Here is a 26,039-nt window from a genome sequence, read left to right on the forward strand (position 1 = left end):
CTATCCACCCAATACTTCTTCACCCCATCAGACAACGCCACCAAACCAGCATTCGTCGTAGAATTCAACGCCAACGGACCAAAATCACGATACTGACGAAAAACCGATGTTGGATGTCCCAACCCCATCTGCCGGGCTCCTATACACCGGAAACTACCGTAATATACGAGTTATACGAAAACGCATTTTTTCCCGAACAACACGATGATACCAACGAACAAAAGTAGAAAACATCGTACCCCCAAAACTTAGGGAAACGACAAAGGGGAAAATCAATAGCCAAACTGGATATCCCCACACAGCATAAATAAAAACAGCACCAGTCACAAGCACAATTAAGATAAACCAACCTGACAACCGATACTTAAACACAAGAGTGATAATCACAGACAGAGATAGACCAGACAATACTAAAATCGCTGTTGGTAAAAGCATCGGAGAGGCATCATACCCTTTCCAATGCACCGCAGGAATAGCCAATGAAAAAAAGCTAACCATAAAAATACCAATAACAATTAGACCAATAAGTGTTAGCTCATCTTTTTTATTAGATTCCTCTATCCTTTTTAGTTCTTCCTCAACCTTGAGCTTATACTCCTCTAACTCCTCATCAGACATCTTCGCCACACGATACAACTCATAATAATTATTCAGCAAAATACCCGGATACAACCCGCAAACTACAGAGCCAAACATATACATCCCCAACGCACGTATGGGCATAGGAAAGAGGATAAACAAAAAGGTTAATAGAAAAGCAACTGGTAAAAATAGGCCTATGGCTATATCTGCACGAAGAAAAAGAAACAAACAAAAATTAACCGCAATACCTACAAACGGCAAAGAAAACAACACCACATAAAACGGCAAATTAGGACCCATCATAGGATGCGACGGCGCAACCCGCACCACCAACCCCACAATAGGCCACCAAATCAACACCTGCACCACCAAAGCCCAAAACGGACCCCAGCCCCAATACACACAATCCCGTATACGCACCCGCACGCCTACTCACCACCCACAAAATCAACGTCAGAACCCTCTACAGGGTCAACGTCCCCATCCTGAGAAACTCCATCGGCACCAGAGAATTTTTCCTCATCCGAAACAATACCCTCAGGCCCTTGCACATTCCCAGACTTACGAATATCTTCAGGAGCCTGAACATCGCCCGGATCTTGTATATTTTCCGGCTCTCGTATATTTTCCGGATCCAGAACTTGAACCTCGCCACCGGATATACCAGAACCACCAGAATCAACGCTCAAAGGAACCGGAGAAGGACCAGGAGACGGCACAGGATACACAGGAGCACCCTCAAAATTCAAAAGCCTATCCACCCAATACTTCTTCACCCCATCAGACACAGCCACCAAACCAGCATTCGTCGTAGAATTACCCACCAGAGGTTTCCAGCCCGCGATACGCACGCTGCCGGAACAAACCGGGCACATGACATCTTTGACAGCATTCCAGCGGTTGACCGGGTAGATATCTCAGGGTAGCTTGAGGACGGCTCACAGTGGTTGGTTGTCCTCAAACGTATGCCATACACCGTTCGGTATCACCATTATACGAAGGCCTCCAATAAGAACCCAGAATATTCGTCAAATATTTTAATGACCCACAATTACTTTCTTTGTAATCTTTTTGGGTCTTTGAGTGAAGCTGTTTCTCATAAAACGTGTGGACGGGGTTACACAACCCCGTCCACACGTTTTATGAACTTACAGTTCTAAGATTACCGCAGTATCCCGTTAACCGCTGTTACTACATTACAACCCCGAATATGAATGCAAACCCGAGAAGAAAATGTTCACAACCGTGAAATTAAAGATAATGCATGCATAGCCGATAATAGACAGCCATGCCGAGCGGGGACCTGCCCAGCCGCGGGTGGCGCGTGCATGCAGATACGCCGCATACACCACCCAGATCACGAAGGTCCACACCTCTTTGGTGTCCCAGCCCCAGTAGCGTCCCCACGCGTGATTCGCCCAAATCGCACCGGCGGCAAGCGTAAACGTCCACATCACAAACGCCAGCGCGTTCATGCGGAACGCAAAATTCTCTAGAGCCTGGGCGCTCGGAACCAAGCGCATAAACGCCCATCCGCCTGATTTACCGTTCAGGATGCGCTGCTCACGCCTGGTCTGCACCAGCTGCAGTACCGCCATCGCGAAGGTAATCGTGAACACCCCGGATGCTAACACCGCAATCGATACGTGAATTACCAGCCAATAGCTTTGCAGCGCAGGCTTCAAATGCCCCACCGGCGTGGGGAAACCAATTGTGGCGGCGCACAGCATAATGAGCACAAGCCCAGACACCAGCGTGCCAACGAAGCGCACATCGCGAAACATGAGGGTTATCAGAAACACCGCAGACACCATGAGCGCGCCCGTGGTGCAGAACTCGTACATGTTCCCCCAGGGCACACGCTGCGCTGCGATACCGCGCATTATAACGGCGGCGGTGTGCACAAGAGCGGCAAGCACCATCACAACCACGGCGATGCGCGCGGCGGGGCGGCGAACGCCCGTGTACAGCATCGCGGAATCGGCAACCTCACCTTCGAGAGCCCGTGCGGCAGCACCCTTATACCCCATGCCGCGTTCGCCGGTGCCCTGTTCGGTACCGCCCGTGCGAACTGTATCCGCAGCGGTATTCGCCGTCGCGGATGCGCCAGAAACAGCGCCTGCACCAACCTTTATCTTCGCCTTGACGCTGGGTTTCTGTGCGGTACCCTCAGACCGCCCTTCCAGGCGCCGTGTCACGCGCGAGTTTGCCACCACATCGGAGGTGAACGCAATAAAAACGACGGTGTAAATCAGCGCCGCAATGTACATAAATAGTTCGCTGGAGCGCGCTAATGAGTCGTTCAGCATCGGCTACTTACCCTCGTTTTCATCATGGTTATCATCATCAAATTCTAGCCCCCAAGCGGCGGCGAAAGCATCGGTGAGGCGTTCGGCCTCGTTCGCAAGGCGCGGGTCTTCCCCGCGTGCCAGCAGGCCGTATTCGACCACGAGCACGCCATCGGCGGTGTGGGTACGCACCCATACACGGCGGCGCGCCACGAAAAGCGAGACGATAAGCCCGGCGAACGCGACCACAAAGGAGTACAGAACAATATTCTGCCCGGGGTCGTGGCGCACATCCAGACCGACATAGCGCTTATACCCCAAAAACTCGATCTTTCCCTTGTTATCGGGCAGCACAGCTTCGGGATTCTGCGCGCTCAGTACAATGCCGTTGCCCTGTGCCATGGAGTTCAACTCTTGCAACTTAGAGGTATCGAGCACGTACACATTCTGCGGCTGCCCCGAGTTGAGCCCCAGATCGCCCGAATAGGACTGGAAAATCAGCATGGGGTTTGCGGGGGCGGAATCTACCGAGTGGGGTACGGTGGTGCCGCGCGCATAGTCACCGGTAGGCAGGAACATGCCCACAAAACCAAGCTGGCTAGGTTTGGCGTCCGGAACCTTGAGCACCACCGATGAGGTGTATTTACCGTCCGTGGTAATTCCCACCACGGTGCCCTCGTAGGCGACTTTACCTTCGCCGTCTGTCACTCGCACCACGGGCGCATACCCATTACCCGAGAGGAAAATGCTGGTACCGCCAATATCGACCGGCTCATTCACCTTGAGGGTCTTCTGTTCGGTACCGCCCTGCGGGTCATGCACCGTCAGCTCCGCCTTATAGTCAAGGTCTTGCCCGTAGGTGTGGCTGTCTTGCTGGCGGTCGTAGCGCACCTGAAAATTATTGAGCGTCACCGCATACGGGGTAAGCCAGTCGGGGTTGTAATTCGTGCCGGGAGTAAACGAATCGTAGCCAATCAGCGAATTGACGAAAGTTTCATCCTGAACCAGAATTTTTTGTCCGCGGTACCCATAGAGCGACCCGAAGGCGACCCCTACCAGAATGCCAATCATCGCCACGTGAAAGAGAATATTGCCGATTTCGCGCAGATACCCGCGTTCGGCACCGACCGAGTAGTATTCGTTCTCTTCGTCCCGAATTTCAACTCGGTAGTGGCTCTTTTTCAGGATGCGCGCCGCATCCTCAATCGCACCCTTGGCGCTCAAGTTCAGCCCGGCATCCGCCACGGGAATCTCAAGCTGACGGTGCACCGGCATACGGGAAAGGTTTCTGGGGGTACGTGCCGGGGGCTTACGCCAGTCTTTCGCGTGTTTGATGGCTCGCGGGGTTACGCATCCGATCAGCGAAATAAACAGCAGCAGATAGATGGCAGAGAACCACGCCGAAGAGAACACGTCGAAAAGCTGAATTTTATCGGCAAATTCACCCCAACCGGGATGGTTCTTAATGTAATCGGTAACCTTGGTAGGGTCTTGTACACGCTGCGGGAAAATCGAGCCAGGCACCGCCGCTACCGCCAGCAAAAGCAGAAGCATGAGCGCCGTGTTCATTTTGGTCAGCTGAGTCCAGCACCAGCGAAGCATGCCCACGAACCCGAGGGCTGGCGCATCCTTGCGCGCTGATTTACCGGTTTTCTTGGTCTTCTCGGATGCGTTCACGGCACGCCCGGCATCTGCGGTTTTGCCCGTCTTGCGGTTTGCGGTGTTTGTATCCTTTGCCTCTGTTGAAGTGTTTTCATCGTCACTGTGTTCGGAAACCATGACAGCCCTCCTTTCTTAGATCGGTAGTTCGTAGGCGGGTAATGCCGCCTGTATCCATGACATCAGGTCGGTCCACAGCCCCGTCATGAGCAGTACCCCGATCAGGATGAGTACGGCACCGCCCACCCGCTGTATGCCTAGGCGATGTTTTCGCGCCCACGCCAGGGTGCTCACTCCCCTGCCCATGCCCCATGCCACGAGCAGAAAGGGAACGCCCAGACCCAGACAGTATGCGAGAGTCAGAACGACTGCCTTGCCGGTGCCGGAACCGCCCGTATATACGAGGGTCTGCACGGCCGCGAAGGTCGGCCCGATGCAGGGTGCCCATCCCAACCCGAAGGTTATGCCCAGAATCGGTGCACCCCACAGCCCGGTGATCGAGCGGCGATGCAGGCGTTTATCGGTCTGAAAGATTGAAAGCCCGCCCAGAAATACGATTCCCATAAGCACAACCAACGCGCCCAGAATCATCGTGACCCAGGGCTGCCCCTTGAGCCAGGGTGCGGTGCCGAGCTGGGCAAGGACAACCGAGAGAAGCACGAAAATAGCGGAGAATCCCGCGATAAACAGGGCAACTCCGGCGAGTAACCGCCAGGTGGCTTTGCGGCGAGTTACAGCATACTCATTCGGTGCCTGAGCTTTACTCTCTGTTGTTATGGGCGCAGAAGCGCTGTGATTGTCTACTACATCCTGTGTTTGAGGTGCCGTTGGCGCTACGTGCCGCGCCGCCGCCGGGTTCACGAGGGCGAAAGTTTTCGCATCCACGGGCTCCTCCGCATGCCCTTCAGCTTGTGATGCGCCCGTTGCCGGTATATTCGCCCCGGTCAGCCCCGCAACATATCCTAAATACCCCGGAACCAGCGGCAGCACGCACGGGGAAGCAAAAGAAATAAACCCCGCGAGCGCGGCAAGCGGTATCGACAGCCACAGCGAGCCGTCTAGCACGGTTGAGCTGATGCTCGCCACGGGGAACACCCCTGCACCGGCAATAGCGATGAGCGGCTGAACGGGAGTGTGCGGCACGCTAGGCACCCTTCGTCACGGTCTCGACGAGGGTTTTCAGGATGGACGGGTTAGCCTGCCCCAGCACGCGGGATGCCACGCGCCCCTTCTCGTCCAGGATCACGGTGGTGGGCACCGCCTGCGCGGGTACGTATTTGCTGAGCGAGAGAAGAACCTTGCCCGTAACGTCTTTGAAAGAAGGGTAGGTAACGTTGAAGCTACGCTCGAAGGCTTCCGCCGTGTTTTTCTCGTCGCGCACGTTCACGCCGTAAAAGGCGATTTTATCTTTGAATTCTTCGGAGAGTTTCTGCAGGTCGGGCGCTTCGGCGCGGCAGGGGGCGCATCCGGCGTACCAGAAGTTCAGCAGTACCGGTTTACCGCGCAGGGATTCGGCGGTTACGGTTTTTCCGTCGAAGAGTTCGCCGGTGAAGGCGACAGGGTCACCGCGTTCGGCTTCCTGGTATTCGGTGACGGAACCATCGCCCGCGATATAGCCTTTGTTATCACCCGAATTTGCCTGTTTCGCCAGGGAATCATCGCTGGATGAGCACGCCGAGAGGAGCACAGCACCTGCGGCGGTGGCGCAAATACCCACACCCGTATGCAGAAGCGCGCGGCGAGTGAGTGGGGTATTTGGCGTCGTGGGTTTTGGCATAGGGTTCATGCTTTCCTTCCGTGCCAGCTGGTGGCGGCATCGGTGTGTGCGAAGGCCTGCGTTCTTAAACTATAGGAGACTAGCTTCCGGGAAGCTGAATCACGCCGCCGTATAGGGGCGAGGCGGGTTCGGAGTATCCGCTCACCTGCGGCATTTCATGGTCAAAATCCGTGCTCTTAAAGTCGAGGGAGGTGATCGAAGCAAGGTTACACTGGCGTGTGCGCGGGTCATGCTGCAGCATGCGGCCCTCTAACCCCAGACGGGTGACCCAGATGGGCAGCTGATGCGAGACAATAATCGCCTGTGCGCCTTCGCCGCCTTTGTCGTAGGCGGTGCGTGCCGCATCCTGAATAGCGGATGCCATGCGTTTTACCTGGTCAAGGTACGGTTCCCCCCAGGATGGGCGCATGGGGTTGTAGAGTTTGCCCCAGTGTTTACGATTGCGCAGAAGGCCCTGCCTGGTGACATGCTCGCCCTCAAAATAGTTATCGGCCTCGATAACCCGCTGATCTGCATGTGCCTCCAGACCCAGCAACTCGGTGATTGGCGCGGCAGATTCGCGGGTGCGCAGCAGGGGTGAGCATACCAGATGCACAATCTTGGCACCGTCCTGCGCGCGCTGAGCAAATTCTTGGGCGCTCATGCGCACCATCTGCTGCCCCTTCTCGGAGAGAGCGTAGTGCGGCAGACGGCCGTAGACAACACGTTCGGGGTTGTGAACTTCGCCGTGGCGCATCAGGTGAACCGTAACCGTGGGCTGAGTAGTCATTCTCTCAGTTTCTCAGACTTTCGGCGCTACCCCAAAATATATTGCGAAGTGTCCGGTTAGCGGGCAAGTTTCTTGTCGAGAATCTTACGCATGCGTTTGGGGTTAATACGCCAAAAATCCTTCGCTTCACCGTCGATGCGCAGCACCGGAATTTCGGTCTTGTGGCGTTTGAGCAGATCCGGGTTATCGGTAATATCGAGCTCGGTATAGTCCAGGCCGTATTCGGCGCAGATTTCGCTTACGGTTAGGCGCGCATCCTCGCAGAGATGGCATCCGGGACGGGTCAGAAGTTCAATGACAGGTTCAGGCATAGTTCCCAGTGTATACCCGTGCAGCTTCTTGAGGTTCTGCCGCGCTGGCTTGTGTGCCCACGTCTGCACGCGATATATGTCTGATAGTTATATTCTCTCGCACCATGTGTTCTTGTTCCTGCATATGCTCGGTCGGGAATATATACAGGTCAGAGCGCCATATCTAGGTTCATGCACTGGTGCGTCAGAGGCAAAACACCCCGCATCCTTGCGGTTGAACCTGCTGGATGCGGGGCGCAGAAGCCTTAATTACTTCTTATTGCGGCGCTGGTGGCGAGTCTTGCGAAGCAGTTTACGGTGCTTCTTCTTGGACATACGCTTGCGGCGCTTCTTAATAACGGAACCCATAGGATTTCCTCACTTTTCTAGACCCGGCCAAACCAAACCGGTTTGGTAGCTACCCGGGTATGTTTATACCGGTATAAACGCTCTAAAAGGCATTTTAGGCACAGCAGTGCCCAGGCGTTTTGAGAACGCTACCTTCCTAGGGTACAAGGTAATAGCCTATTTTCACCATTTGAAGGGCAGAAAACCTTCGATTTTGCGAACTTTCTCTCGCCCCCGATGTCTTTTCCACCGCAGCGGATATACATGAGGCGGCGAGAACCACGGGTACATAATCCCGAGTTCCCGCCGCCCCAGATGATGGCGTGATAGCGCTAGTGGCGCCTCTTGCGGTTCTTCTTCCCCTTCGAGAGGGCATTGGCACCCTTAGAAGCACCGTTCTGAGCCGGTTTTTTAGCTTCGCTTGCGGGGTTCTGCTTCTTTGCCTGCTTCTTCTGAGCAGCAGCCGCTTCCGCCGCATGCGCACGCTCGACAGCTCCCAGGACGTCGAAACCCTCAAAAGGATTCGGAGCACCGTTAGCGTCTACCGCAGTCAGAGCCTTCTTGTTAGCGGATGCAGACTTTGAGGCGCTACCTGCTACGGGCGCAGGCTTTTTCGTCTCGGATTTCTTCGAAGCCGGTTTTGCTGATGCCTGGGCAATCTCCGAAGGTGACGGGGCGGGTTTTACCGGTGTTTTCTCGGTATCTGCCTGAGCCTTCTGCTTGGGTTGAGATTCCACAGGCTTATTCTTAGTTTCGTTCACCGCAGGAGCAACCGGAGTCGAATCGACACCGCTCAGATTAACCGTTTCCGGGCGGGCAACCGCTGGAACGGGCTGCGGTATGGCTGCAGCCGCAACCGAAACATTCTTCGCCGGAGCCTGAGATTCTGAGTCCTTGCGATTGGGGCGTTTAACCGCCACGGGCTCAGCGGTCGGGGTCGGCACCGAATCGGGTGAAGGCTCGTCCAGAGTAATCGCGCTCTGCAACTCAGAACGTATCTCTTCCGGAGTTTCCTCCAACTCGACATTCGCCGCCGCCCTCTGAACGGGCGCATCCGAAGGTTCTGCCTTCACAGAGTCAGAAGAATCCGTCTGAGGGGTCTCTGTGGCGGGTTTCTCGTGCTTCGCCGAATCTACGCTCTGTGCAGGGGCGGATGCGGGCCTTTCCGCAGGCTTAGCAGGCTTCGAATCTGTCTTATCCGAAGGTGCTGCCTTTGGCGCGGGCTCGGCGCTCTTAGAAGTTGCATCGCTCGATGGCTTCGAGGGTTTCGGCGCCTCAGTAGGCTTGGGAGCCTCTGCCGCCTTCGCCGGTGATGGCTCCGCCGCTGGTTTCTTCGGTTCTGTGGAGGCTTCCCGCTCTTGCTCAGCCGCCGAAGATTTAGAGGTCTCGGCGGAGGCAGCGGCAGGGGCATCCTCAGGCGATGAAGCAGAAGCGGACTTAGGCTCTACCTTGGGAGGTTCTGCCGCAAATTTCGCGTTGTCTGCGGCTTTCTGTTCGGCCGCCTCCTGCGCCTCAACCAGCTTGACCGCCTGGGTATGCGGCAGATCAAGACCGAAGTAATGGCGAACGCGGCGAATCAGGCTGATGCGCTCGCTCGCGGGCTTCTCCGGTTTCTCTGACTGTTCGGACTTGCGCGGTGAGAATTGCGCGGGTCGCACGGGTGGCACGTTTCGGCGCAGGGGTGCACGAATAACATCGTCCTCCCCCTCAGCTTCGGTCTGGGTTGAGGTTCTGTTCTCGGCCTGCTGTCCCATGGTGCGCCACGGAATAAGGCCGGTCGCCACAATCTCTTCAGCGGAAATTTTACCCACCGGAGCCTTCTCGACATAGACTTCCCTGACGTGTTCTTGTTCGTCAGGCGTCTCTTCAGCGTCTTTATCCTCGGTGCTTTCGATCGAGTCTTCGTGAGAGGCAGAGTCGTCCTGCGATTTGCCCTGCGCCTCTTCCGAAGACTTGGATTTTTCGGATCCGTCAGCAGACTTGTCGGGAGCCTTTTCTGCCGTTATCTCTTCAGCAGGCTCTTTGTCCTGTGCATCGTCAGATACAGACTCACTGGACTCGTCAACCGGCAGAACGTCATCCTCAAATTCGGGCTGCACGCTCTCAAGCTGGGGTTCGTGCGCCGCGGTTTCCTCCAGGGGATCGATCGGAGACTCGTGGGTGCTCTCGACGGTTTCCTGCTGCTCGGGAATGTCAGCCGTAGGAGTATCACCCATGTTCTCGGCGGATGCGGTTTCCCCTGCCTCGTCTTCCTCGAAGCCCACGGCCACCGGGGTCGGCACGCGCACACGCCCTTGACGACGGCGTGAAACGGTGGTTCCTTCACGAATAATTTTTGGAAGCTGCGCGGCCGGAGATTTCTCCTGCTCAGCCTTATATTCTGATTCGGGAATATTCTCGTCGGTATCCTGTTCCGGTTCCGCTTCCTCATGTTCTTCCACGTCAGCGTCAGATTCGGGCTCTTCGGAAGAATCAGTGCTTTCCTCGGAGTATTCCTCCTCCTGGAATTCCTCGTCGTCCTCAGAGGGGTCACCAGGCATACCGTTCGGGGTATTTGCCGCCTGATCCAGCTCTATGCCAGCTTCGGAGTATAGCTCTTGCAGCTGGTGGGCAATTAGCTCGCGCGCGGTGCGGGCATCGCCGTCCTTGACAGCATCTACAATGGCACGGTTTTCCACCCGGATGCGCGTCATCGTGCTGCTCCACAGCGGCAAACGTCCCATAAGCGACAGCAGTGAATCGAAGGAAGACTGGCGGATCGCAACCAGCAAGCCCACGACCAGTTCGTTACCCGCCAAACGCACCAGCCGGTGGTGGAAGGTCAAAAGCTGGTCAAGAAACTCACCAATACTCAGAGTATCGTCTTGGAGCGTCTCAAGGGCCTCATCAACCTCATCAAATGAGACCTTGTCGGGGTCAATATTAGATACCGCCCAGCTCTCAAGCAGGATGCGGGTCTGCAGCATATCGCGGGTTGGGTAACGCGATGTAGACATGTGCAGACGAATGGGCCCCGCAGCCGCAGCCGCCGGTTCCTCATAGAGATAAGGAATGATCTCTTTACCGCGCCCAGAGTACAGGCGCATCAATTCCATATCTTCAAGGGTTTTGAGTGCATCTCGGGTTCGGGAACGTCCCACACCGATGGCGTGGGCAATCCGCTGATCGTCAGGAAGGCTTTGACCGAGCTGAATATTGCCTTCAAAAAGCTCGGTCTCAAGCCAGCGCAGAATCTTGCGATGAATAGCCAATGAGAACTCCGTTTATACGAGTTAGAAGTGGGATGCTATGAGAACCATCGTGCACGCGTGCGGTCTATACCGCACAACGCCACAAGACGTATGCTGTGAAATATCCATGTTACCGGCGCCTTCCGAAAACGCGTGAAAGCAGCCCGCGCGGGGGTTCTTTCGGGGTATCTGCAGTGCCGAATGCTGAGGTGTATTCCGTCTGTGTCTGGTACGGAAGTTCCTCGTTCTTACCGGATTTTTCGGATGCCGCACTCTTCGTCTTGTCAGAGGCATCGGCTGCCTCTTCGTCCTCTTGAGGACGGGCACCCTGCACGGAACTCATTTCCGGGGTAACGACGGGCAGCACCGCCGTGAAGGTCACGGAATCTGATTTGACCGGCGCATTCTCGGCGAGCTTAGCTTCCACTGCCTTAGCCTCTTCGGATTGTGCCTGCGTCATATTCTGTGCGGCGGCAGGGGCGGCTTCTGCTGGGGTTTCAGCACCCGATTTTTGCGCTTCCTGAGCGGTTGACGATGACTCTTCCACCTGAGCCGCCGGTTTTTTCTCGGGCTCCTGAGTTTTTGCTGCGGCACCTGTGGAGGCGGTACCTTTAGCAGACCTAACCGTTGCGGGTTTTGCCGGTTCCTTGGTATCGGGCGAGCCAGCGTTCCCCTGGCCCTTCTCAGCCTGCTGTTTCTGCGCAGTACCCTGTACCGCACGTTCCCCATTTTCCGTGCTCTTTTCGGCAGTGTCGATGCCGTAGCTCACGGTAGAAGATGTGCCGGGCTGGGCGGCGGTTTGTGCGTTGGTCGCCGTGGTTTCGGCGGGCTTATCCTCGGGTTTCTTCTCGGATGCAGCCGCCTGCATCGGGGATTCGGCGGGTTTCGCAGCCTGGGCTGGGGTTTCTAGGGATGCGGCCTGCACTTCGGTTTTCGCACCGAGTTTTCCGGTATGCGCCTGCGCCGCCCGTTCCGAACCCGGCTTCGGGGCAGAAACCTCTTCACGGACCGATTGTGCCTGAGCCGATTCTGTTTTCGCAGCGGTTTGAGCCTGCTGCGAAGGCGATTCGGGTTTCTGAGGCTTTACCTGAGCACTCTCGTGAGCGTCCTTCACGGGCTTTTGCGCTTCGGCCTTCGCTGCGTGAGAGGTCTGCTTAGACTCGGCGGAGCTCGACTTTACGGGCTTAGCACCCTCGGATTGCTGGGCAGGCTGCTGAGCGCCTGAGACGTGCGTGCGCTCTTGAGTCTGTGCTTCAACGTGAGGCTGTTTCGTATCGTGCGAACGCACGGGAGCCTTAGCCGACTCGGTGCTCTTCACAGACAGTTCAACGTCCTTCTGAGCTGACACGCCCTTGTCGGTCTTCTCGCTCTTCACTGCCTCCGGCTTTGCCTGTGCGGTCTTATCCTGCGACTTTGACCGGGGAACAAAGCCGCGAGCCTCGGGCGAGAACCCCTGCTGACCGTCATCAATTCCGTCGTCATACCCATAGGACTGCTGCGGTTTCTCCTGATAGGAAGACCCCGAAGGCGTGAAAGGACGCATGGGAATAAATTCATTTTCCTCAACGGTTCCGGCGGTTTCTGTGCCCTCTTCCGACGCAGCGGGTGCCGCCTGCTGGGCAGGTTTTGACACGATGCGCGCGGCGGATTTAGTCGAGGTCTTCGGTCCCAGACCGGAGGTTACCGAGCTCTCGGCAGAACGTGTCTCATCATCAAAAATGGCGGGTTTTGCAATCGCGGCGGTCGTCGTCTTCTTCTTAGCAGACGATTCGCCCTCAGCGTGCGAATCATGAGCGCCAGCCTCGTGGGAAGCGCCCTGCCCATCGCGATCTTTCTGCCCGGAGTCCTTCTCGGCATCCCGCTCGCCCGAAGGGCTCGCTCCGGGCTTCACGCCAGCATTCGCGGAACCGGTAGAACCCGGGAAAGCCTCGAAACGCTTGCGCTGCGAAAGGGTCTTGGATACACGTTCCTGAGGCGTCGGCTCAGGCTGCTCAACGACGGAGGAGGATTCAACGGGCTGGGCGGGCGCATCCGAATCCGAGGTCTTATCTTGATCTTGTACATCTTGAGCATCGGCAGTGGCAGCTTCACCAGTGGTTTCATCGGTGGTTTTACCGGTAGTAGCTTTAGGGCGCTGCTCTGTATCTTGATCTTGCTGTTTTTGCTCGTTAGTCTCAGACTCGCCAGCGTGCGCAGTTTTCTCAGTCTTAGCCTCGGCGCTGGGCTTTTCAGTCTTGTCGGTTTTCGCGGTGTCATCGCCTGAGGATTCGACAACATCGACAACCTCAATCACGGAAGCCTGTTTAATCTGCGATTCCCGCTGTTCCTTCGTGCTGTGTGCAATCGCCTGTATATCGGCAACCCAGGCGGTGATCTCGTCAAATACTTCAGGGTTCAGTGAATAGAGGCGGCGCTGCCCCTCGACCAGCACGGTGACTGCCCGTGCCTCACGTAGAACCTTAAGGTGCTTTGAGATAGTGGGTTGGCTCATGTTCAAGTGCTCAACAACGGCACCAACAGTACGTGTTTGTTCAGCCAGAAGATGAACGATATTGCGGCGGGTGGGGTCCGCGATCACTGAAAAAACGTCTGATTGCATATAGCGATTATGACATATTTCGGCGTATGCTCGATACCTGTTTTATGGGTTCTAGCCCGAAACTACGCGGTTTTTCGCTAAGCTTTCCGCGTATATTACCAAATGCTCATAATATTCCGTTCTAGCTATATATCGTTTATGGCATATACACGCCCACACAGTGCATGCACCACAACAACCGTTCCAACATTATCCCTAGAAATACCTATGATGTTCCGCTCAGCTGCATGCCTGGGCGATACACTAGAGAAAGCTAAACATCCCCACCAAGACCGTACCCCGCCCAAACTCTGCGTACGATCGGAAAGGAGGCACCCGTGGGACGCTATCTACGTCGTCTGCGCGCGCATCAGCGCAAACGGGTGCGCGATTTTTCTGAGGGTCGCATCTCCACCGCTATCGGCAAAGTTCCGTCTACATCGCCGATGATGTATGAACAGGAAGAGGTCACTCGCCGCTTCAACCCCTTCGATATCCGAAGCTACGAGAAGCTGCGCAACCTTATTGATACGACTGTCTTCTCCTCACCTTCGCGAACCGCTATCGCGTCCTTCTTTCTGGTGATCATTTTCTTCACCGTAACGTTGAGCCTGCCGATTTCTTCGGTCACGGGCGAACCTGCGCCATTTCACCACGCATTCTTCACCGCCACCAGTGCGGTGACCGTGACCGGTTTGACGACCGTTTCAACAGCGGCCCAATGGTCAGTATTCGGGCAGGTTATGATTCTGCTCGCCTGTCAGATTGGTGGTTTAGGGGCGCTGACCATGACCTCGCTTCTTGCCCTGGCGATCGGGCGGAAAATGGGTTTGCGCTCTAAACTTATCGCGCAGGAAGAGCTCAGTATCGGGCGTCTCGGTGAGGTCGGCAGTGTGCTTCGTACCGTCGCTTATACCTCAATCGGGATCGAATCGACGATCGCTCTCGTTCTTACCCCGCGTTTTTTGCTTCTTGGCGAGAATCTGCCCACCAGCCTGTGGCACGGTATTTTCTACGCTATTTCATCCTTCAACAACGCCGGGTTCACCCCGCATTCCGATGGCTTAGTGCCCTATGGACACGATTTTTTCGTGCTCGCACCCGTGAGTATCGCCGTGTTCTTGGGGGCACTCGGGTTCCCCGTGCTGATGACGATTCAGCAGAAACCCTTCCGGCCCCGCGACTGGACTCTAACGACCAAACTCACGGTGACGACCACGAGCATCCTGTTCGTGCTGGGTGCCCTGCTCTGGGGCATAGCCGAATGGGCAAATCCGCGTACTATCGGCAATTACGGCGCGGGTGAGAAGATTCTCAGCTCGATTTTCGCTTCCATCATGACGCGCTCGGGCGGGTTCAACCTGGTCGATATGAACGATATTCGCCCGGTCACCGGCCTCATAACCGATGTGCTCATGTTTATCGGCGGCGGCTCAGCATCTACCGCAGGCGGCGTGAAAGTCACCACGATTGCCGTGATTATGCTTGCAATTATTGCGGAGGCACGCGGCGATCAATTCGTGATGACTTTCGGGCGCACTATCCCGGTGTCGGCGCTGCGCATCGCTATTTCGGTGACGATGATGAGTACCGGAATTGTGCTTGTGGGCACCGGAGTTCTGCTGGCGATAACAGACCAGCCGCTCGTGCGCGTGCTCTTTGAAGTCATTTCCGCTTACGCAACCTGTGGACTGTCAAATGGGCTCTCTACGGAGCTGCCGCCCTCGGGCATCTATGTGCTCTCCCTGCTCATGTTTATTGGGCGAATCGGCACCATTACCGCCGCCACCGGTTTGGCACTGAGGTCTCGCCGCCGCCTGTATAAGTACCCCGAAGAAAGGCCCGTCATTGGCTAGTAACCATAACGCCCCCGTACTGATTATTGGGTTGGGACGGTTCGGTTCGGCGACCGCCGCCCAGCTTCATGCCCAGAATAAAGAGGTTCTCGCCATTGAGAAAGACCCCGAGATTGCGCAGAAATGGACGGGCGTGCTCACCCACGTGGTCTCGGCAGATGCTCGCGATATTGACGCGCTCAGGCAGCTGGGTGCAAGTGATTTCGGGTCTGCGGTTGTGGGTGTGGGTACCTCGATTGAGGCTTCCGTGCTGATTACCGCGAACCTGGTCGATCTGGGGGTTGAGCGGATTTGGGCGAAGGCGATCACCCCCTCACACGGCAAGATTCTAGAGCGTATTGGCGCGCATCATGTGGTCTACCCGGAGGCGGATGCGGGCCGCCGCGCCGCGCACCTGGTGTCGGGGCGCATGCTGGACTATATCGAATTCGACGACGATTTCGCGATCGCCAAGATGCGCCCGCCGAAGGAGACTCACGGATTCACCTTGGCGGAGTCGGATATTCGTGCGAAATACGGGGTGTCTGTGGTGGGTATTAAGTCTCCTGGCGAGGAGTTTACCTACGCGGATGCGGCAACGCGCATCCATTCCCGGGATATTCTGATTGTCTCGGGGCAGGTGGATCTGATCGAGCGTTTCGCGGCACGCCCGTAGGTTCTGTCTTCCCCTTCTTCGTCATAAAAAGAGCCTTTATTTGAATAAAGCTGAATTTTTAACGCTTTATTCAAATAAAGGCTCTTTTTATGTAGGGAGTAGGCAGGAGGCGGGGGGGGGCTAGTCAGCCGTGTACTGTTCGCTCAGCTCTGCGGAGCGGGCGGCGCAGGCGCGCATAGCGTCCTCGGTGAGATCGAAAAGTCCCTGGTCAATAAAGGTATTGATGGCGCGCTCCGTGGTTCCGTTCGGGCTGGTGACAGCCTTGCGCAGGGCGGCGGCATCCGGGTTACTATCCAGCAGGTACCCGGCGCCCGCAATCGTCGCGGATGCGAGCCTCTGTGCGGTCTCTTCATCCAGGCCGAGCTTCACACCGGCACTCGCCATAGTCTCCGCCAGCAGGAACCCATAGGCGGGGCCGGATCCCGAAACGGCGGTGACCGCATCCATCTGGTCTTCTCGAACCTGCACTACCAGACCCACGGTCTCTAGGATCTTCTCGGCGAGCGCAAGCTGCTTCTCAGTCACTGCCTCACTCACAGAGATCGCCAGCACGCCTTTGCCCACGCTTGAGGGCGTATTGGGCATGCAGCGGATCACCGGCTGCCCCGCAGGAAGAGCCTTCTGCAATGTGTCAAGGGTGACTCCTGCCGCCACCGAAATGACGAGTGCATCCGGGGCGAGAGCGGGTGAAATTTCGCGTGCCAGCTCGACGATTCCATAGGGTTTAACCCCCAGAAGCACTACGGATGCGCCGCTGACTGCCTCACGGTTGGCTTCGGGCTTGAGCTCGCATCCGATCACGACGGCATCTCGCCCGTTAGGCCCTAACTGATGGCGCAGGCGGTCTATGGAGTTTTTGCTGCGCACGGTGGCGCGTATGGCCTCTGCGGGGTACCCGCCTGCGATGAGCCCGGCAGCGATGGAACCGTTCATGGAGCCGGTGCCGAGGAATGCTATATGTTCGGTCATCTTCGATCCTTACTGTCTGCTTCGTTCGTGTCGCGGGGTGTATGCCACCCGCACCACGGGGTTTGTTATCTAGCATACAATCCAACACCAGATCCGGCGGCTCCCCGCATGTACTCCGGTACAAAAAAGAGCTGTGGTTCGCGGCTAGAATGTAAAACGATGAAAACACGTCTAATTCGCTGTGCCCACCTTCTGCTGTGCACCGTGCTGATTGGCACGGCCACCGGTGGCGGGGCGATTATTCTGCACTACCTTCTGGATATCATGCAGGAGCTCACGTTCGGGCATACGGAGGCGGAGCATCCGATCGTGACGGATCACAGCGATACCGTTCGACGTGTGCTGGTGTTGATCGCGGTGGGCGTGGCGGTCTCTATCATCTGGTTTTTGCTTCAGCGGCGCACTAAGCTGGCGTCTGTTAAAGCGCAGATTCGCGGCGAAACTCCGCAGGAGCGCCGCCCGGGATTTCTACGGCAAACCCTGCACAGCCTCACTCAGATTGTGGCCGTGGGTGCGGGTGCGCCGGTGGGTAAAGAGGTTGCCCCGCGCGAGCTGGGCGCACTGTTTGCTGGGCGTCTGGCGGATCTGATGCGCATCCCGCAGACCGTGCGCCCGGTGCTGGTAGCCTCGGCTGCGGCGGCGGGTTTAGCGGCTGTGTACCAGGTTCCGGTGGGCGGTTTTGTTTTCCTGTTTGAGGCTCTCAGTTTAGCCCTGTCGCTGCGCAATATTTTCACGGGTGCGATCCTGATTTTTGTGGCAACCTGCACCGCGCATCTGGTGATTCCGGATGCGCCCACCTACCCCGTCCCGCAGCTGCAGACCACCGGTGAATCGCTGCTGCTCGCGGTCGTTCTTGGTCTGGCTATCGCTCCCCTGGCGCTGTTGTTCCGGGCGGCGTCTCAGCGCGCAGAGAGCCGCAAAACTACGAATCGGAACGTGCTCTGGCGACTTCCTCTGGTACTTGCGCTGGTGGCGGTGACCTCGATTTTCCTGCCGGAGATTCTGGGGAACGGCCGCCCGCTGACCCAGCATATTTTCGATGCCGCATCCGGTTTATCTTCGAGCTCCAGCAGGCTTGACGCGACAGCCTTAAGCCAGGCTCTTCTCTATGCTCTCGCGCTGCTGGCAGCTAAAGCGATCTTGGTGGTGGCGAGCCTGCGTAACGGTGCCTATGGAGGCACGCTCACACCGGGGTTGGCGCTGGGTTCCGCCTGCGGTTTCGTGCTTACGGGCGCTCTAATCCTCGTGTTCCCGACGCTGATTCAGCTTCAACCGGGCGCGGGAGCGCTTCATGCATCAGAACTTCTCGGGATAGCCGGGCTGCTGGGTGCGGTCACTTTCCTGAGCCTGTCGATGAACGCCCCGCTGAGCGCCTGCGCCCTGATTCTTGGGTTCGCCGGGCAAGACTGGCAGGCGTATGCGCCTTTCGCGGTAGCGGTCGGAACGGCATGGGGTGTCAAATACCTGTGGATGCGCTTGGGCAACAAAACACAACCATCCCGCAGACCGTATGGCCAGCGTTAAGATCGGCTGGCTGAGCGCCTGTAAGGGAATTTCGCGTGCTTTACGCGTGTCGCACAAGCGGCATGCACAGGTTTCTTGTGTGGATGCGGCTATAATAATTTACTTTACAGTGCATCTATTTTAGGTGTGTTCAGGTTCTTCTACCGCCGTCGGTTTCATGCCTACGGTAGCCTACGGTACCGCGGGCGAAGATTCACCGGATTTTCCGGGCGATGCACACACTCGAAAAAGGGCGCCTGCCGCGCATCCGACTGCAGGCTCAAGCTCGACTATACATATGGTGTTGTGCAAGGTAACTTCGTGTTGTACGCTGACTTGGAGATATCTCTCGCTATCCTTAAAGAGCCCAATATTTCCGGGGTGTTTAGGCAACTCGTGCCCGTTTTGGGTACTATTGCAGAGGTTATCCCGCGAAATTCCAGTTCGCAGCCTAGCCGTACCGCTGACCGCGCCTTAGCTGAGCTCTTACCGGTGCCTAGCACCCGCTGGATTTTCTGGGCGGAAGACCACCCCGCCCGCACCAGCTCGACACCTGCCCACAGACTTTAACACCAGCCACAGCATCCGAGGGAGACACGATGAGCGATAAGAATCCTCATACCTCTGAGCGCATACAGGATTCGCACCACCAGGGAGGTGCGCCTTTCAGCAATCCTCGACGCTCTCAGACTTCGACGACTGTGCAGCACGCGCAGGAAGAATCACCTGCCCAAAACTCGCTGCCCCCTCAGGATGCCGGGCCGGATGCGCACACCCAGACCTCGCAGGCAGCGCAGGATCCGCAAGACGCGAAGACTCAAGAGTCCGCTCAGAAACCTGCCGAGGATTCCCCGACCGAGAGCGCTCACGCTACCCAGTCCACACCGTGGGGCTCACAGACCTCAAAGCCCCAGCCTGCCGAGGCCGAGAGCGCTCAACCCGCCGCCGTTGAGATCGATACGAACACCCCTGCGGAGGCGCTTCCCCAGAGCATTTCACGCCCGGACGCTGACGAGGCTGTGCACCACGAAAATACGCAGACCCGTCAGCTGCCGGTACAGAGCCGACCTGAGCAGGGCCCGCTGAGCTCGTATCTTTCGGAGAAACCACAGGATTCTGAGGCTCCTGATCCTGCCGCTGCACACGCGGAGGCACCGGAGGCTGAACCTGCCGATAACATTCCTCAGTCCATCTCGCGCCCGGACGCTGACGAGGCTGGCGACGCGGAAGACGTGAGGACCCGCCAGCTTCCCGCCCAGGCCCAGGAACAGGGCGCATTCCCGTCCATCGCCGATACGATGTCTGCCGCTCGGGCAGAGCGCGGGTCTAGTGCCCCTGCCGACTCCGCCGCATCCGAGGCACAGGCTCCCGCAGAGAAAACCGGGGCTAAGAAGGTGTATGAAGACACCATGCCCGCATCCGCAATTCCGATCATTACGGCAAACACCCCAGCGGTATCGGTAGGGGCACCGGCAAGCGGTCAGATAGCCGCAACTACAGGGGCGGTGCCTGCGGGTGCCGAGAAAACCCCCGAGCAGAAACGTTCGCGCGAGCTCAAGACCATTGTTACGGTAACCGCGATTCGTACCGTTCTGCTTGCCGCATGCCTGGTGATGTATGGCTTCGGCTTTGGCGGCGGCGGAACCTTCAACATGATGCTCGGCTACGGCGGCGCAGTGTATATGCTCGTGCAGATTGCGGCGTGCATTTTCGCGGTGCGCTCGAAGTCTACGAAGGGCATGCGCATCCTGAATGGAATTAGCGCCGGATTGGGTATTATTCTGCTGATCGTCACGGCGATCGTCTATGCTGGCTGGTCGGGTGAAGATTCTTCAGCCGGGGCCTATATCTTCATCATGGCGGATATTATTCTGAGCGTGATTATTGCTTCGGCTCGCTCGATTATCGAGCAGCCGAAGGACGACGTTGAACCCGAGAGGTTAGCACGCGAATAGGCGATCGCTCCCCCTAATCTAAGGTCGGATGCGCCGGGTACGGTCCTGGCGCATCCGACCTTTATGTGCGCTCTTGTGAAAAACACCAGGCTCTACGGCGGAAAACTATCGGCTGGCACGGTTTGGGTCTAAATGCCTATGTACCCCGTCAAAGGGCTGCAGACACTTCTAGTCCTAGAAAAACTTGCCTAATCAGCCGATTTGTTACAGACTGTGACGTCATGCCTTATTTACTAGACACTTGTGCTTCTTCCCCGGTATAACGCCTTCAAACCCTCGGTTGAACATGTGTATATCTGAGCTGTATTTAGCTTACGAACATTAAGTTTTGATAAATCATCCCTGAGTATGAGGGTTTTTAATGCCGCAAAGGCATACTATAGAAATATACACCAGACATGCTTGCGAACCATATTTTGGGGGAATCATGAGCACACGAGCAGCATCTGCGGGAGCGTACACCGCCCTAGGCGGCGTTGAGCGTGCGCACGGCATCCCGCAGCGTGGCTCGGGTGAGGTTACCTTCAGGCATACGTTGGCATCCGTGGGGTACACGGTACGCGTTCTGTTTATGGTACTCCCGTATGTGATGACGTTCTTCGCGCTTCTGGTGAGTGGCGATTTGACTAGCGACTGGAGCCACATACTGTTCCACCCGATGGGGCAGTTCATTCTGGTATACGCGCTGGGGCATATTGTTGCGAACGTATGCTTCAATTTTCGGATGGGCACCGGGTTGGTGCGGTCCGTCAATGCTTTAGGCGCGGTACTGTGTGTGGCGGTTTCTCCGCTGTGGTTCCGACTGCTCACGAGCGGTAACCTGGCGCTGGATGCGCTGTGGACGCTCACAATCGTGCCCCTTGAGTTTGTGGCGTGCTTGGCGTATTACATGCACGCGGTACGGAGGGATGGGTAGACCCCTCCAGACCCTCGCACAGTGTCAGTGAGAGCACCTCCCTAGTGAGCACCCGACGTTCGTTCTTCCGTCGGGTGCTCACTCTCTGTCTGAAACTTTTCGCAGTGGTACCAAAGCGGGAGCGAAAAATTACATCGGGAACAGGAATACGGTCTTCGCTTCTGGATTTTAGATACCCCGCATATTCTCGCGCGTAACAGCGCATAAGAGCGGGTAAAAGCTCCACCTGTTAAGTGCAGTGTTACCAAAATAACGCCTTGTCACGGAATATTGAAACACTGTTTATGTGGCGTGGGGTGTCTCAGATTCAACTTAAAGGTGTAAAATTCCTGCTGAAGACTAGCTCTACGACAAGTACGGCACTAGACACCCACTCGCCACAAGGAGCCCCGTCATGGACGACCACCGCCTCAACGCAGAGTCACGCATACAAAGCATTACAGAGCCGCCGCTTTTAGAACCTTCTAAGCCGCGGACTGCCAGACCTATCGCCTGGTCGATTCTTATATGCGCGATTCTCTGCGTGATAGCCGCAATTATTATTCCATTCCTCACCAAACAAACCACTCTCTCACTTGTGCTGTATGCGATCGGCGGTGTGCTCACAGTTCTCGCACTCATTGTATTTACCCGCCGGAACCGACCAAACGTGGCGACGGTCGCCCACAAAAGCGTTGATATCTTTGGCGTTACACGCGCAGAACGCGAGTCTATCTACCAGCAAGCTACCGCTCAGCTTGAGGATCAGAATGCGAAAACGCGGCAGAAAAGTCTCTATACCTTTCTTGCGCTTGTCGATAAATGCCTTGAGGACGAAACTTTAAGCTACGAAGACCGCAATAAGGAGGGGCAGCGCATCGTCAATAAGATCAGCGGGTACATTCAGTCTCCGCCGATTTTTGACCCGCATGCCCTGGAGCTTACGCACGGTGCATTTCACGCGAAGAGCGCCCTTCTGCGTGAAGAAGCTGAGCTGCGTTTCGGTCTGATGCAGCAGATTCGTGACCGTCTGCGCGCCCCCTCGGATGCGGGCGGATACCAGGACGGCCCGTGGACGAACTTTGAATACGATTTTTCGGGAAGCACCTTCTTCTACCCCATCGAGTTCAGCCGAGTCTTCTTCAATAAGACCGCTGATTTCAGCGGGTGCACCTACATGTACGAAGCCGATTTTAGCGGCACGATCTACCGTAACTGGGCGGATTTCCGCGGTTCTACCTATCTGGCGCACGCAAACTTTAGTGGGTCTTCGTACCACGGCGCGGCATCGTTGAACGATTCCGTATACCGCAGCACCGCAGACTTTAGCGGCAACCTGTACCTGGATCAGGCGAACTTTAGCGGGTCTACGTACCATGAGGCGGTAACTTTCGTGAATTCCACGTACCGCAACTGGGCGGTGTTCCGTAACTCAACGTACCTTGGCGCGGTGGATTTCAGCCGCTCTGAGTACCATAATCAGGCGAACTTCCATAACTCCGTCTACACCAGTACCGTGACCTTCAACAACTCCGTTTATCATAATCAGGCGAACTTCCATAACTGCGTGTACACGCGGGTGGCGAGTTTTGGCGACTGCACCTATCATCGGGCGGATTTCAGCGGGTCTGTCTACACGGACGACGTGCATTTCAATAACTGCCGTTACGGTGGCGATGTGTATTTCCGTCGGTCTGTTTATAACGGTTGGGCTGATTTTCAGGGTTCGGTGTACAGCAAGTGGACGAATTACACGAGCTCGCTGTACTACGGTCTGGCGGGGTTCCAGAACTCGACGTATGCCGACAAGGCGCTCTTTAGGGGTTCCGTATATGGTAATGCGGTGACCTTCCAGGGTTCTGTCTTTACCGGCGCGGCGCCCGCTTTCATGAATGTTGAGGCGTGGGCGCAGTACATTTCGTTCTTCGCACCGACGGAGAATGTCTTCTCTCTGGGGCAGGGCTACGCTATTGATACCGGTGCTTCCGGGCTGCCGAGTGAGTGCCCGCCGCTGGCTGTGGAGTATCGGCAGTATTTGGCGTATAAAAACGGGGAGCTGCAGGAGATCACCCAGCATCTTCACGGCGACGATGCGCGCAGCACCGATAGGCTAGAGCTGACCAAGGAACTTTCGGGCAGGCTGAAGTCTACCGTTGAGGAACTGCACGCCTGGCGCGAGAAGATCACGACGATCCCGCTGCAGGAGCAAGACCGCCAGCAGGTAGGGGTTTAGGGGTTCCTCTCCCCTGTCTCTTGCGCGTCTTGCGTAAAAAGGCTCTTTATTCGAATAAAGCGTACTTTTCGCCTCTTGATTCGATAAAGAGCCTTTTTTTAGCGGCTGAAATCTGGAGGCGGCGAATAAGGATGCGGTAGGGTGAAGGAGCATGCCCCAACCACCACGCAAGGAGCCACCCGCCATGACCGCTAGCGACGAGAAAACCCTGAATACTTCAAGGCAGGAACGCTATCTAAAAGCCGTCGAGCTGCTCGACTCCGCGCACTCCTACACACGGCTGGGCGCGGTTCATGCGCTCGTGGCGCTGGCGGATGAATACCTTACCGACCAAGCATTACAAGCGGAAGAAAAGCACACGGAGGGCCAGCGCATCGTTGATATTCTCTGCGCCTATATCCACTCCCCTTTTGAGCTTGTATTTCGGTACGATGAGCTCTCGCAGGATAAGCCCAGCCCGCACGGCGTGTACAGGGAGAACCACCAAGAGTTTTCCGTACACAGAGCAGAGCTTTTAGCAGAAGCAAAGGTTCGTCAGCAGGCTTTGCAGGAAATTCACCGCCGGTTGCGCCATTTTCCTCAGGGTGGCAGAAGGAGTTATGTAGAAGGCTCGTGGTCTGGGTTTGAGTACGATTTCTCGAATAGTGTTTTCTTCTACCCGGTTGATATGAAGGATTCTTGGTATCAGAATTCCGTTGATTTCAGCGGGTGCACGTACTACGACAGTGCCGAATTCAGCGGTTCCACCTATGAACGAAGCGCCTATTTTTGCGATTCCACGTATTACGATTGGGTTTTCTTCAACGATTCAACCTATTGTGGTGATGCCCAGTGGAGCGGATCTACGTACCATGATTCGGCGCGTTTCAGCTGGTCTGTTTACTATGGTGAGGTTTCCTTCCACGATTCTGTTTACGGTGGTTCGGTCTTCTTCGATCAGTCTCTCTACTACGATGAGGCTTTATTCTATAGCTCTACTTATCGGGGCGAGGCCGGGTTCGACGGCTCCCTGTACCGAGGCTCAGTTTTTGTGAGTGATTCTGTCTTTGGCGGCGCGGTTTCCCTGTACGGGTCTGTTTTCTGCGGTACTTTGAATTTTGGTACCGACTTTTTCGGGGAACCGTATCCTTCGCGGTTTGTTCAGAGCGCACCCTGTTTTGTTGCTAAGAGGGATGCGTGGGCAACGTTATTTGGCTCATCCAGCAATGATTTTGTGGTTGAGGATAGCGGTTACTCTATAGCTCTCGGCGCTGAGGGTCTTCCGCTGGGATGCGGTTTTCTGTCTACAGAACAGGCAGACTATCTTGCGGCAAAGTTCCGGGAGGTGTATGAGGCGCGAACTTATCTTCGTGACTCGCAGGTGCCGCAGGAGCGGCGAGGGCTTCAGGAGAAGTTGGAGTGGGTCAATGAAGAGCTACGAACCTGCCGGAAGGACGTTACTACCCTGCCGCTTAGCAGCTAAATTTCCTGCATGGATGAGCTTATCTACGGTAGTGTAGAAAAGGAATAAATCGCTCACTCATAAGGAATAGATAATCGATGCCTAAAGAACGCGAAGATGTAGAGACTAAATCGTCTGGTAGTCCAGAGGTATATCAGCAAACCAAGTTTATGGCATGGTTTGAGAAGGCTTTTCCGTGGCTTCTGGTTGGTGGGGCGGCGCTCGGCCTAGTTCTCATGATTTTTCTACCGGTTATTTTTTTCCAAGAGAAAACGGCTGAACAACTTCTTGCACAAAGTAACCTACGTTTAGCGCTCCTGTACACAACCGGCGGTGTGATCGCTGCACTTGGTCTACTTGAGACCTACCGCAAGAATACTAATGACCGCACCAAAGCAAATGCAGATATTAATGCAGCTCTCAAAAACCAAGAACATCAGACGAAAGTTCTCAAAGAACAGATCCGGCAATTCGATGAAAATGCTTTCAAAGAACGTAAAGCAGAACGCCGGGAGCGGTACACCAAAGCGGTAGAACAGCTCGGAAGCAAGGAAGCACCTGTTCGTATGGGTGGCGTATATACACTTGTTGGACTCGTGGATGAATGGCTTGAAGAAAAGAGCCTATCCGATGATGAAAGATTTAAAGAGGGGCAGGTTATTATTAATAACCTCTGCGCCTATATCCGCTCCCCGTTTACTCTTACTTCTTATTATGATGAGTTATCTGAAGATGCCCCTTCGCTTGAGGGGATTTATAAAGATAAAAAAGAAGAATTCTACGTAGACAAAGCCATATTAGATTCCGAAGCAGACGTTCGCCTCAGTATAATTAAAGAAATTCACGACCGCATACAGGGCCCAGACAAAAACACGCCGGGCACATGGTCAGATTTTGAATATGATTTCTCGGGAAGCACCTTCTTCTACCCAATAGACCTTACGAACTCTTACTACGCAAAACCTATTAATTTCAGTGGCTCCACCTACAAGGGTTGGGCTGACTTCACCG

20 protein-coding genes and 1 pseudogene are annotated in these 26,039 nt (G+C 55.8%); 9 read left to right on the top strand and 12 right to left on the bottom strand.

Translation table 11 applies throughout. The features are described 5' to 3' along the window. Window positions 1–153 precede the first annotated feature (153 nt). The 11 genes from HMPREF3016_RS05290 to HMPREF3016_RS05335 form a co-directional block, all read right to left on the bottom strand. On the bottom strand, window positions 154–984 hold the full coding sequence (locus HMPREF3016_RS05290) for a hypothetical protein (RefSeq protein ID WP_070740722.1): 831 nt from the start codon (window positions 982–984) through the stop codon (window positions 154–156). A 26-nt stretch (window positions 985–1,010) separates the two neighbouring features. Further along, window positions 1,011–1,457, bottom strand: coding sequence for a hypothetical protein (locus HMPREF3016_RS05295; protein WP_070740725.1), 447 nt, complete (start codon window positions 1,455–1,457; stop codon window positions 1,011–1,013). Window positions 1,458–1,778: 321 nt separating this feature from the next. Then, window positions 1,779–2,891, bottom strand: coding sequence for a c-type cytochrome biogenesis protein CcsB (gene ccsB, locus HMPREF3016_RS05300; RefSeq protein WP_070740728.1), 1,113 nt, complete (start codon window positions 2,889–2,891; stop codon window positions 1,779–1,781). Window positions 2,892–2,894: 3 nt separating this feature from the next. After that, window positions 2,895–4,649 (bottom strand): cytochrome c biogenesis protein ResB, encoded by a 1,755-nt coding sequence (locus tag HMPREF3016_RS05305; RefSeq protein ID WP_246828468.1) that lies wholly within the window; start codon window positions 4,647–4,649, stop codon window positions 2,895–2,897. 15 nt (window positions 4,650–4,664) lie between these two features. Then, complete coding sequence (locus tag HMPREF3016_RS05310) at window positions 4,665–5,681, bottom strand: cytochrome c biogenesis CcdA family protein (protein WP_070740731.1); 1,017 nt, start codon at window positions 5,679–5,681, stop codon at window positions 4,665–4,667. Beyond that, the gene (locus tag HMPREF3016_RS05315) at window positions 5,674–6,315 is read right to left on the bottom strand and encodes a TlpA family protein disulfide reductase (RefSeq protein ID WP_080513849.1); all 642 of its coding nucleotides are present in this window, start codon (window positions 6,313–6,315) and stop codon (window positions 5,674–5,676) included. Before HMPREF3016_RS05315 ends, HMPREF3016_RS05310 begins: the two co-directional genes overlap by 8 nt. Before the next feature lie 70 nt (window positions 6,316–6,385). After that, window positions 6,386–7,075 (bottom strand): histidine phosphatase family protein, encoded by a 690-nt coding sequence (locus tag HMPREF3016_RS05320; RefSeq protein WP_070740734.1) that lies wholly within the window; start codon window positions 7,073–7,075, stop codon window positions 6,386–6,388. Between the two features lie 56 nt (window positions 7,076–7,131). Beyond that, complete coding sequence (locus tag HMPREF3016_RS05325; RefSeq protein WP_246828469.1) at window positions 7,132–7,455, bottom strand: glutaredoxin family protein; 324 nt, start codon at window positions 7,453–7,455, stop codon at window positions 7,132–7,134. Between the two features lie 180 nt (window positions 7,456–7,635). Then, window positions 7,636–7,734, bottom strand: coding sequence for a 30S ribosomal protein bS22 (locus HMPREF3016_RS10770; protein WP_005504750.1), 99 nt, complete (start codon window positions 7,732–7,734; stop codon window positions 7,636–7,638). Window positions 7,735–8,045: 311 nt separating this feature from the next. Further along, entirely contained in the window at window positions 8,046–10,964 is a 2,919-nt protein-coding gene (locus HMPREF3016_RS05330; protein ID WP_070740735.1) for an FCD domain-containing protein, read from the bottom strand. A 109-nt stretch (window positions 10,965–11,073) separates the two neighbouring features. Further along, the gene (locus tag HMPREF3016_RS05335; protein ID WP_070740738.1) at window positions 11,074–13,542 is read right to left on the bottom strand and encodes an ArsR/SmtB family transcription factor; all 2,469 of its coding nucleotides are present in this window, start codon (window positions 13,540–13,542) and stop codon (window positions 11,074–11,076) included. A gap of 425 nt (window positions 13,543–13,967) precedes the next feature. Here HMPREF3016_RS05335 and HMPREF3016_RS05340 point away from each other — a divergent pair, with 425 nt between their 5' ends. Both HMPREF3016_RS05340 and HMPREF3016_RS05345 read left to right on the top strand, forming a co-directional pair. Further along, window positions 13,968–15,377 carry a TrkH family potassium uptake protein gene (locus tag HMPREF3016_RS05340; protein ID WP_048777699.1) on the top strand — a complete coding sequence of 470 codons (1,410 nt, stop codon included), beginning with the start codon at window positions 13,968–13,970 and terminating at the stop codon, window positions 15,375–15,377. Further along, complete coding sequence (locus HMPREF3016_RS05345) at window positions 15,370–16,032, top strand: potassium channel family protein (protein ID WP_004005437.1); 663 nt, start codon at window positions 15,370–15,372, stop codon at window positions 16,030–16,032. Before HMPREF3016_RS05340 ends, HMPREF3016_RS05345 begins: the two co-directional genes overlap by 8 nt. A gap of 120 nt (window positions 16,033–16,152) precedes the next feature. On the opposite strand, the gene proC is transcribed toward HMPREF3016_RS05345, so the two are convergent. Then, the gene (proC, locus tag HMPREF3016_RS05350; protein WP_070450899.1) at window positions 16,153–17,001 is read right to left on the bottom strand and encodes a pyrroline-5-carboxylate reductase; all 849 of its coding nucleotides are present in this window, start codon (window positions 16,999–17,001) and stop codon (window positions 16,153–16,155) included. Window positions 17,002–17,160: 159 nt separating this feature from the next. Here proC and HMPREF3016_RS05355 point away from each other — a divergent pair, with 159 nt between their 5' ends. From HMPREF3016_RS05355 to HMPREF3016_RS11290, 7 genes and pseudogenes are all read left to right on the top strand, one after another. Then, window positions 17,161–18,525 carry a chloride channel protein gene (locus tag HMPREF3016_RS05355; protein WP_070450897.1) on the top strand — a complete coding sequence of 455 codons (1,365 nt, stop codon included), beginning with the start codon at window positions 17,161–17,163 and terminating at the stop codon, window positions 18,523–18,525. A 300-nt stretch (window positions 18,526–18,825) separates the two neighbouring features. Then, window positions 18,826–19,074: a hypothetical protein gene (locus HMPREF3016_RS05360; protein ID WP_070450895.1), complete on the top strand. Its 249-nt coding sequence runs from the start codon at window positions 18,826–18,828 to the stop codon at window positions 19,072–19,074. 29 nt (window positions 19,075–19,103) lie between these two features. Further along, window positions 19,104–20,459: a hypothetical protein gene (locus tag HMPREF3016_RS05365; RefSeq protein WP_070740740.1), complete on the top strand. Its 1,356-nt coding sequence runs from the start codon at window positions 19,104–19,106 to the stop codon at window positions 20,457–20,459. A gap of 427 nt (window positions 20,460–20,886) precedes the next feature. Then, window positions 20,887–21,375, top strand: coding sequence for a hypothetical protein (locus tag HMPREF3016_RS05370; protein WP_070740743.1), 489 nt, complete (start codon window positions 20,887–20,889; stop codon window positions 21,373–21,375). A gap of 394 nt (window positions 21,376–21,769) precedes the next feature. Beyond that, a complete protein-coding gene (locus HMPREF3016_RS05375; RefSeq protein WP_070740746.1) occupies window positions 21,770–23,587 on the top strand; it encodes a pentapeptide repeat-containing protein in 1,818 nt (605 codons plus the stop codon). A 151-nt stretch (window positions 23,588–23,738) separates the two neighbouring features. After that, window positions 23,739–25,049 carry a hypothetical protein gene (locus HMPREF3016_RS05380; RefSeq protein ID WP_246828470.1) on the top strand — a complete coding sequence of 437 codons (1,311 nt, stop codon included), beginning with the start codon at window positions 23,739–23,741 and terminating at the stop codon, window positions 25,047–25,049. Window positions 25,050–25,126: 77 nt separating this feature from the next. Next, window positions 25,127–26,039: pseudogene (locus tag HMPREF3016_RS11290) on the top strand (hypothetical protein); the annotation flags it as partial.

Origin of the sequence: Rothia sp. HMSC065D02, assembly GCF_001815285.1 — a bacterium.
In the GTDB taxonomy this organism is placed as follows: Bacteria; Actinomycetota; Actinomycetes; order Actinomycetales; family Micrococcaceae; genus Rothia; species Rothia dentocariosa.

Excerpts from the sequence above, each read along its gene's own strand:
- HMPREF3016_RS05295 (WP_070740725.1), bottom strand. The coding sequence starts at position 1,457 with ATGTGCCCGGTTTGTTCCGGCAGCGTGCGTATCGCGGGCTGGAAACCT.
- HMPREF3016_RS05370 (WP_070740743.1), top strand. The coding sequence starts at position 20,887 with ATGAGCACACGAGCAGCATCTGCGGGAGCGTACACCGCCCTAGGCGGC.
- HMPREF3016_RS10770 (WP_005504750.1), bottom strand. The coding sequence starts at position 7,734 with ATGGGTTCCGTTATTAAGAAGCGCCGCAAGCGTATGTCCAAGAAGAAG.
- HMPREF3016_RS05365 (WP_070740740.1), top strand. The coding sequence starts at position 19,104 with ATGAGCGATAAGAATCCTCATACCTCTGAGCGCATACAGGATTCGCAC.
- HMPREF3016_RS05315 (WP_080513849.1), bottom strand. The coding sequence starts at position 6,315 with ATGAACCCTATGCCAAAACCCACGACGCCAAATACCCCACTCACTCGC.
- HMPREF3016_RS05320 (WP_070740734.1), bottom strand. The coding sequence starts at position 7,075 with ATGACTACTCAGCCCACGGTTACGGTTCACCTGATGCGCCACGGCGAA.
- HMPREF3016_RS05380 (WP_246828470.1), top strand. The coding sequence starts at position 23,739 with ATGCCCCAACCACCACGCAAGGAGCCACCCGCCATGACCGCTAGCGAC.
- HMPREF3016_RS05340 (WP_048777699.1), top strand. The coding sequence starts at position 13,968 with ATGATGTATGAACAGGAAGAGGTCACTCGCCGCTTCAACCCCTTCGAT.
- HMPREF3016_RS05355 (WP_070450897.1), top strand. The coding sequence starts at position 17,161 with ATGAAAACACGTCTAATTCGCTGTGCCCACCTTCTGCTGTGCACCGTG.
- HMPREF3016_RS05305 (WP_246828468.1), bottom strand. The coding sequence starts at position 4,649 with ATGGTTTCCGAACACAGTGACGATGAAAACACTTCAACAGAGGCAAAG.
- HMPREF3016_RS05375 (WP_070740746.1), top strand. The coding sequence starts at position 21,770 with ATGGACGACCACCGCCTCAACGCAGAGTCACGCATACAAAGCATTACA.
- ccsB (WP_070740728.1), bottom strand. The coding sequence starts at position 2,891 with ATGCTGAACGACTCATTAGCGCGCTCCAGCGAACTATTTATGTACATT.
- proC (WP_070450899.1), bottom strand. The coding sequence starts at position 17,001 with ATGACCGAACATATAGCATTCCTCGGCACCGGCTCCATGAACGGTTCC.
- HMPREF3016_RS05335 (WP_070740738.1), bottom strand. The coding sequence starts at position 13,542 with ATGCAATCAGACGTTTTTTCAGTGATCGCGGACCCCACCCGCCGCAAT.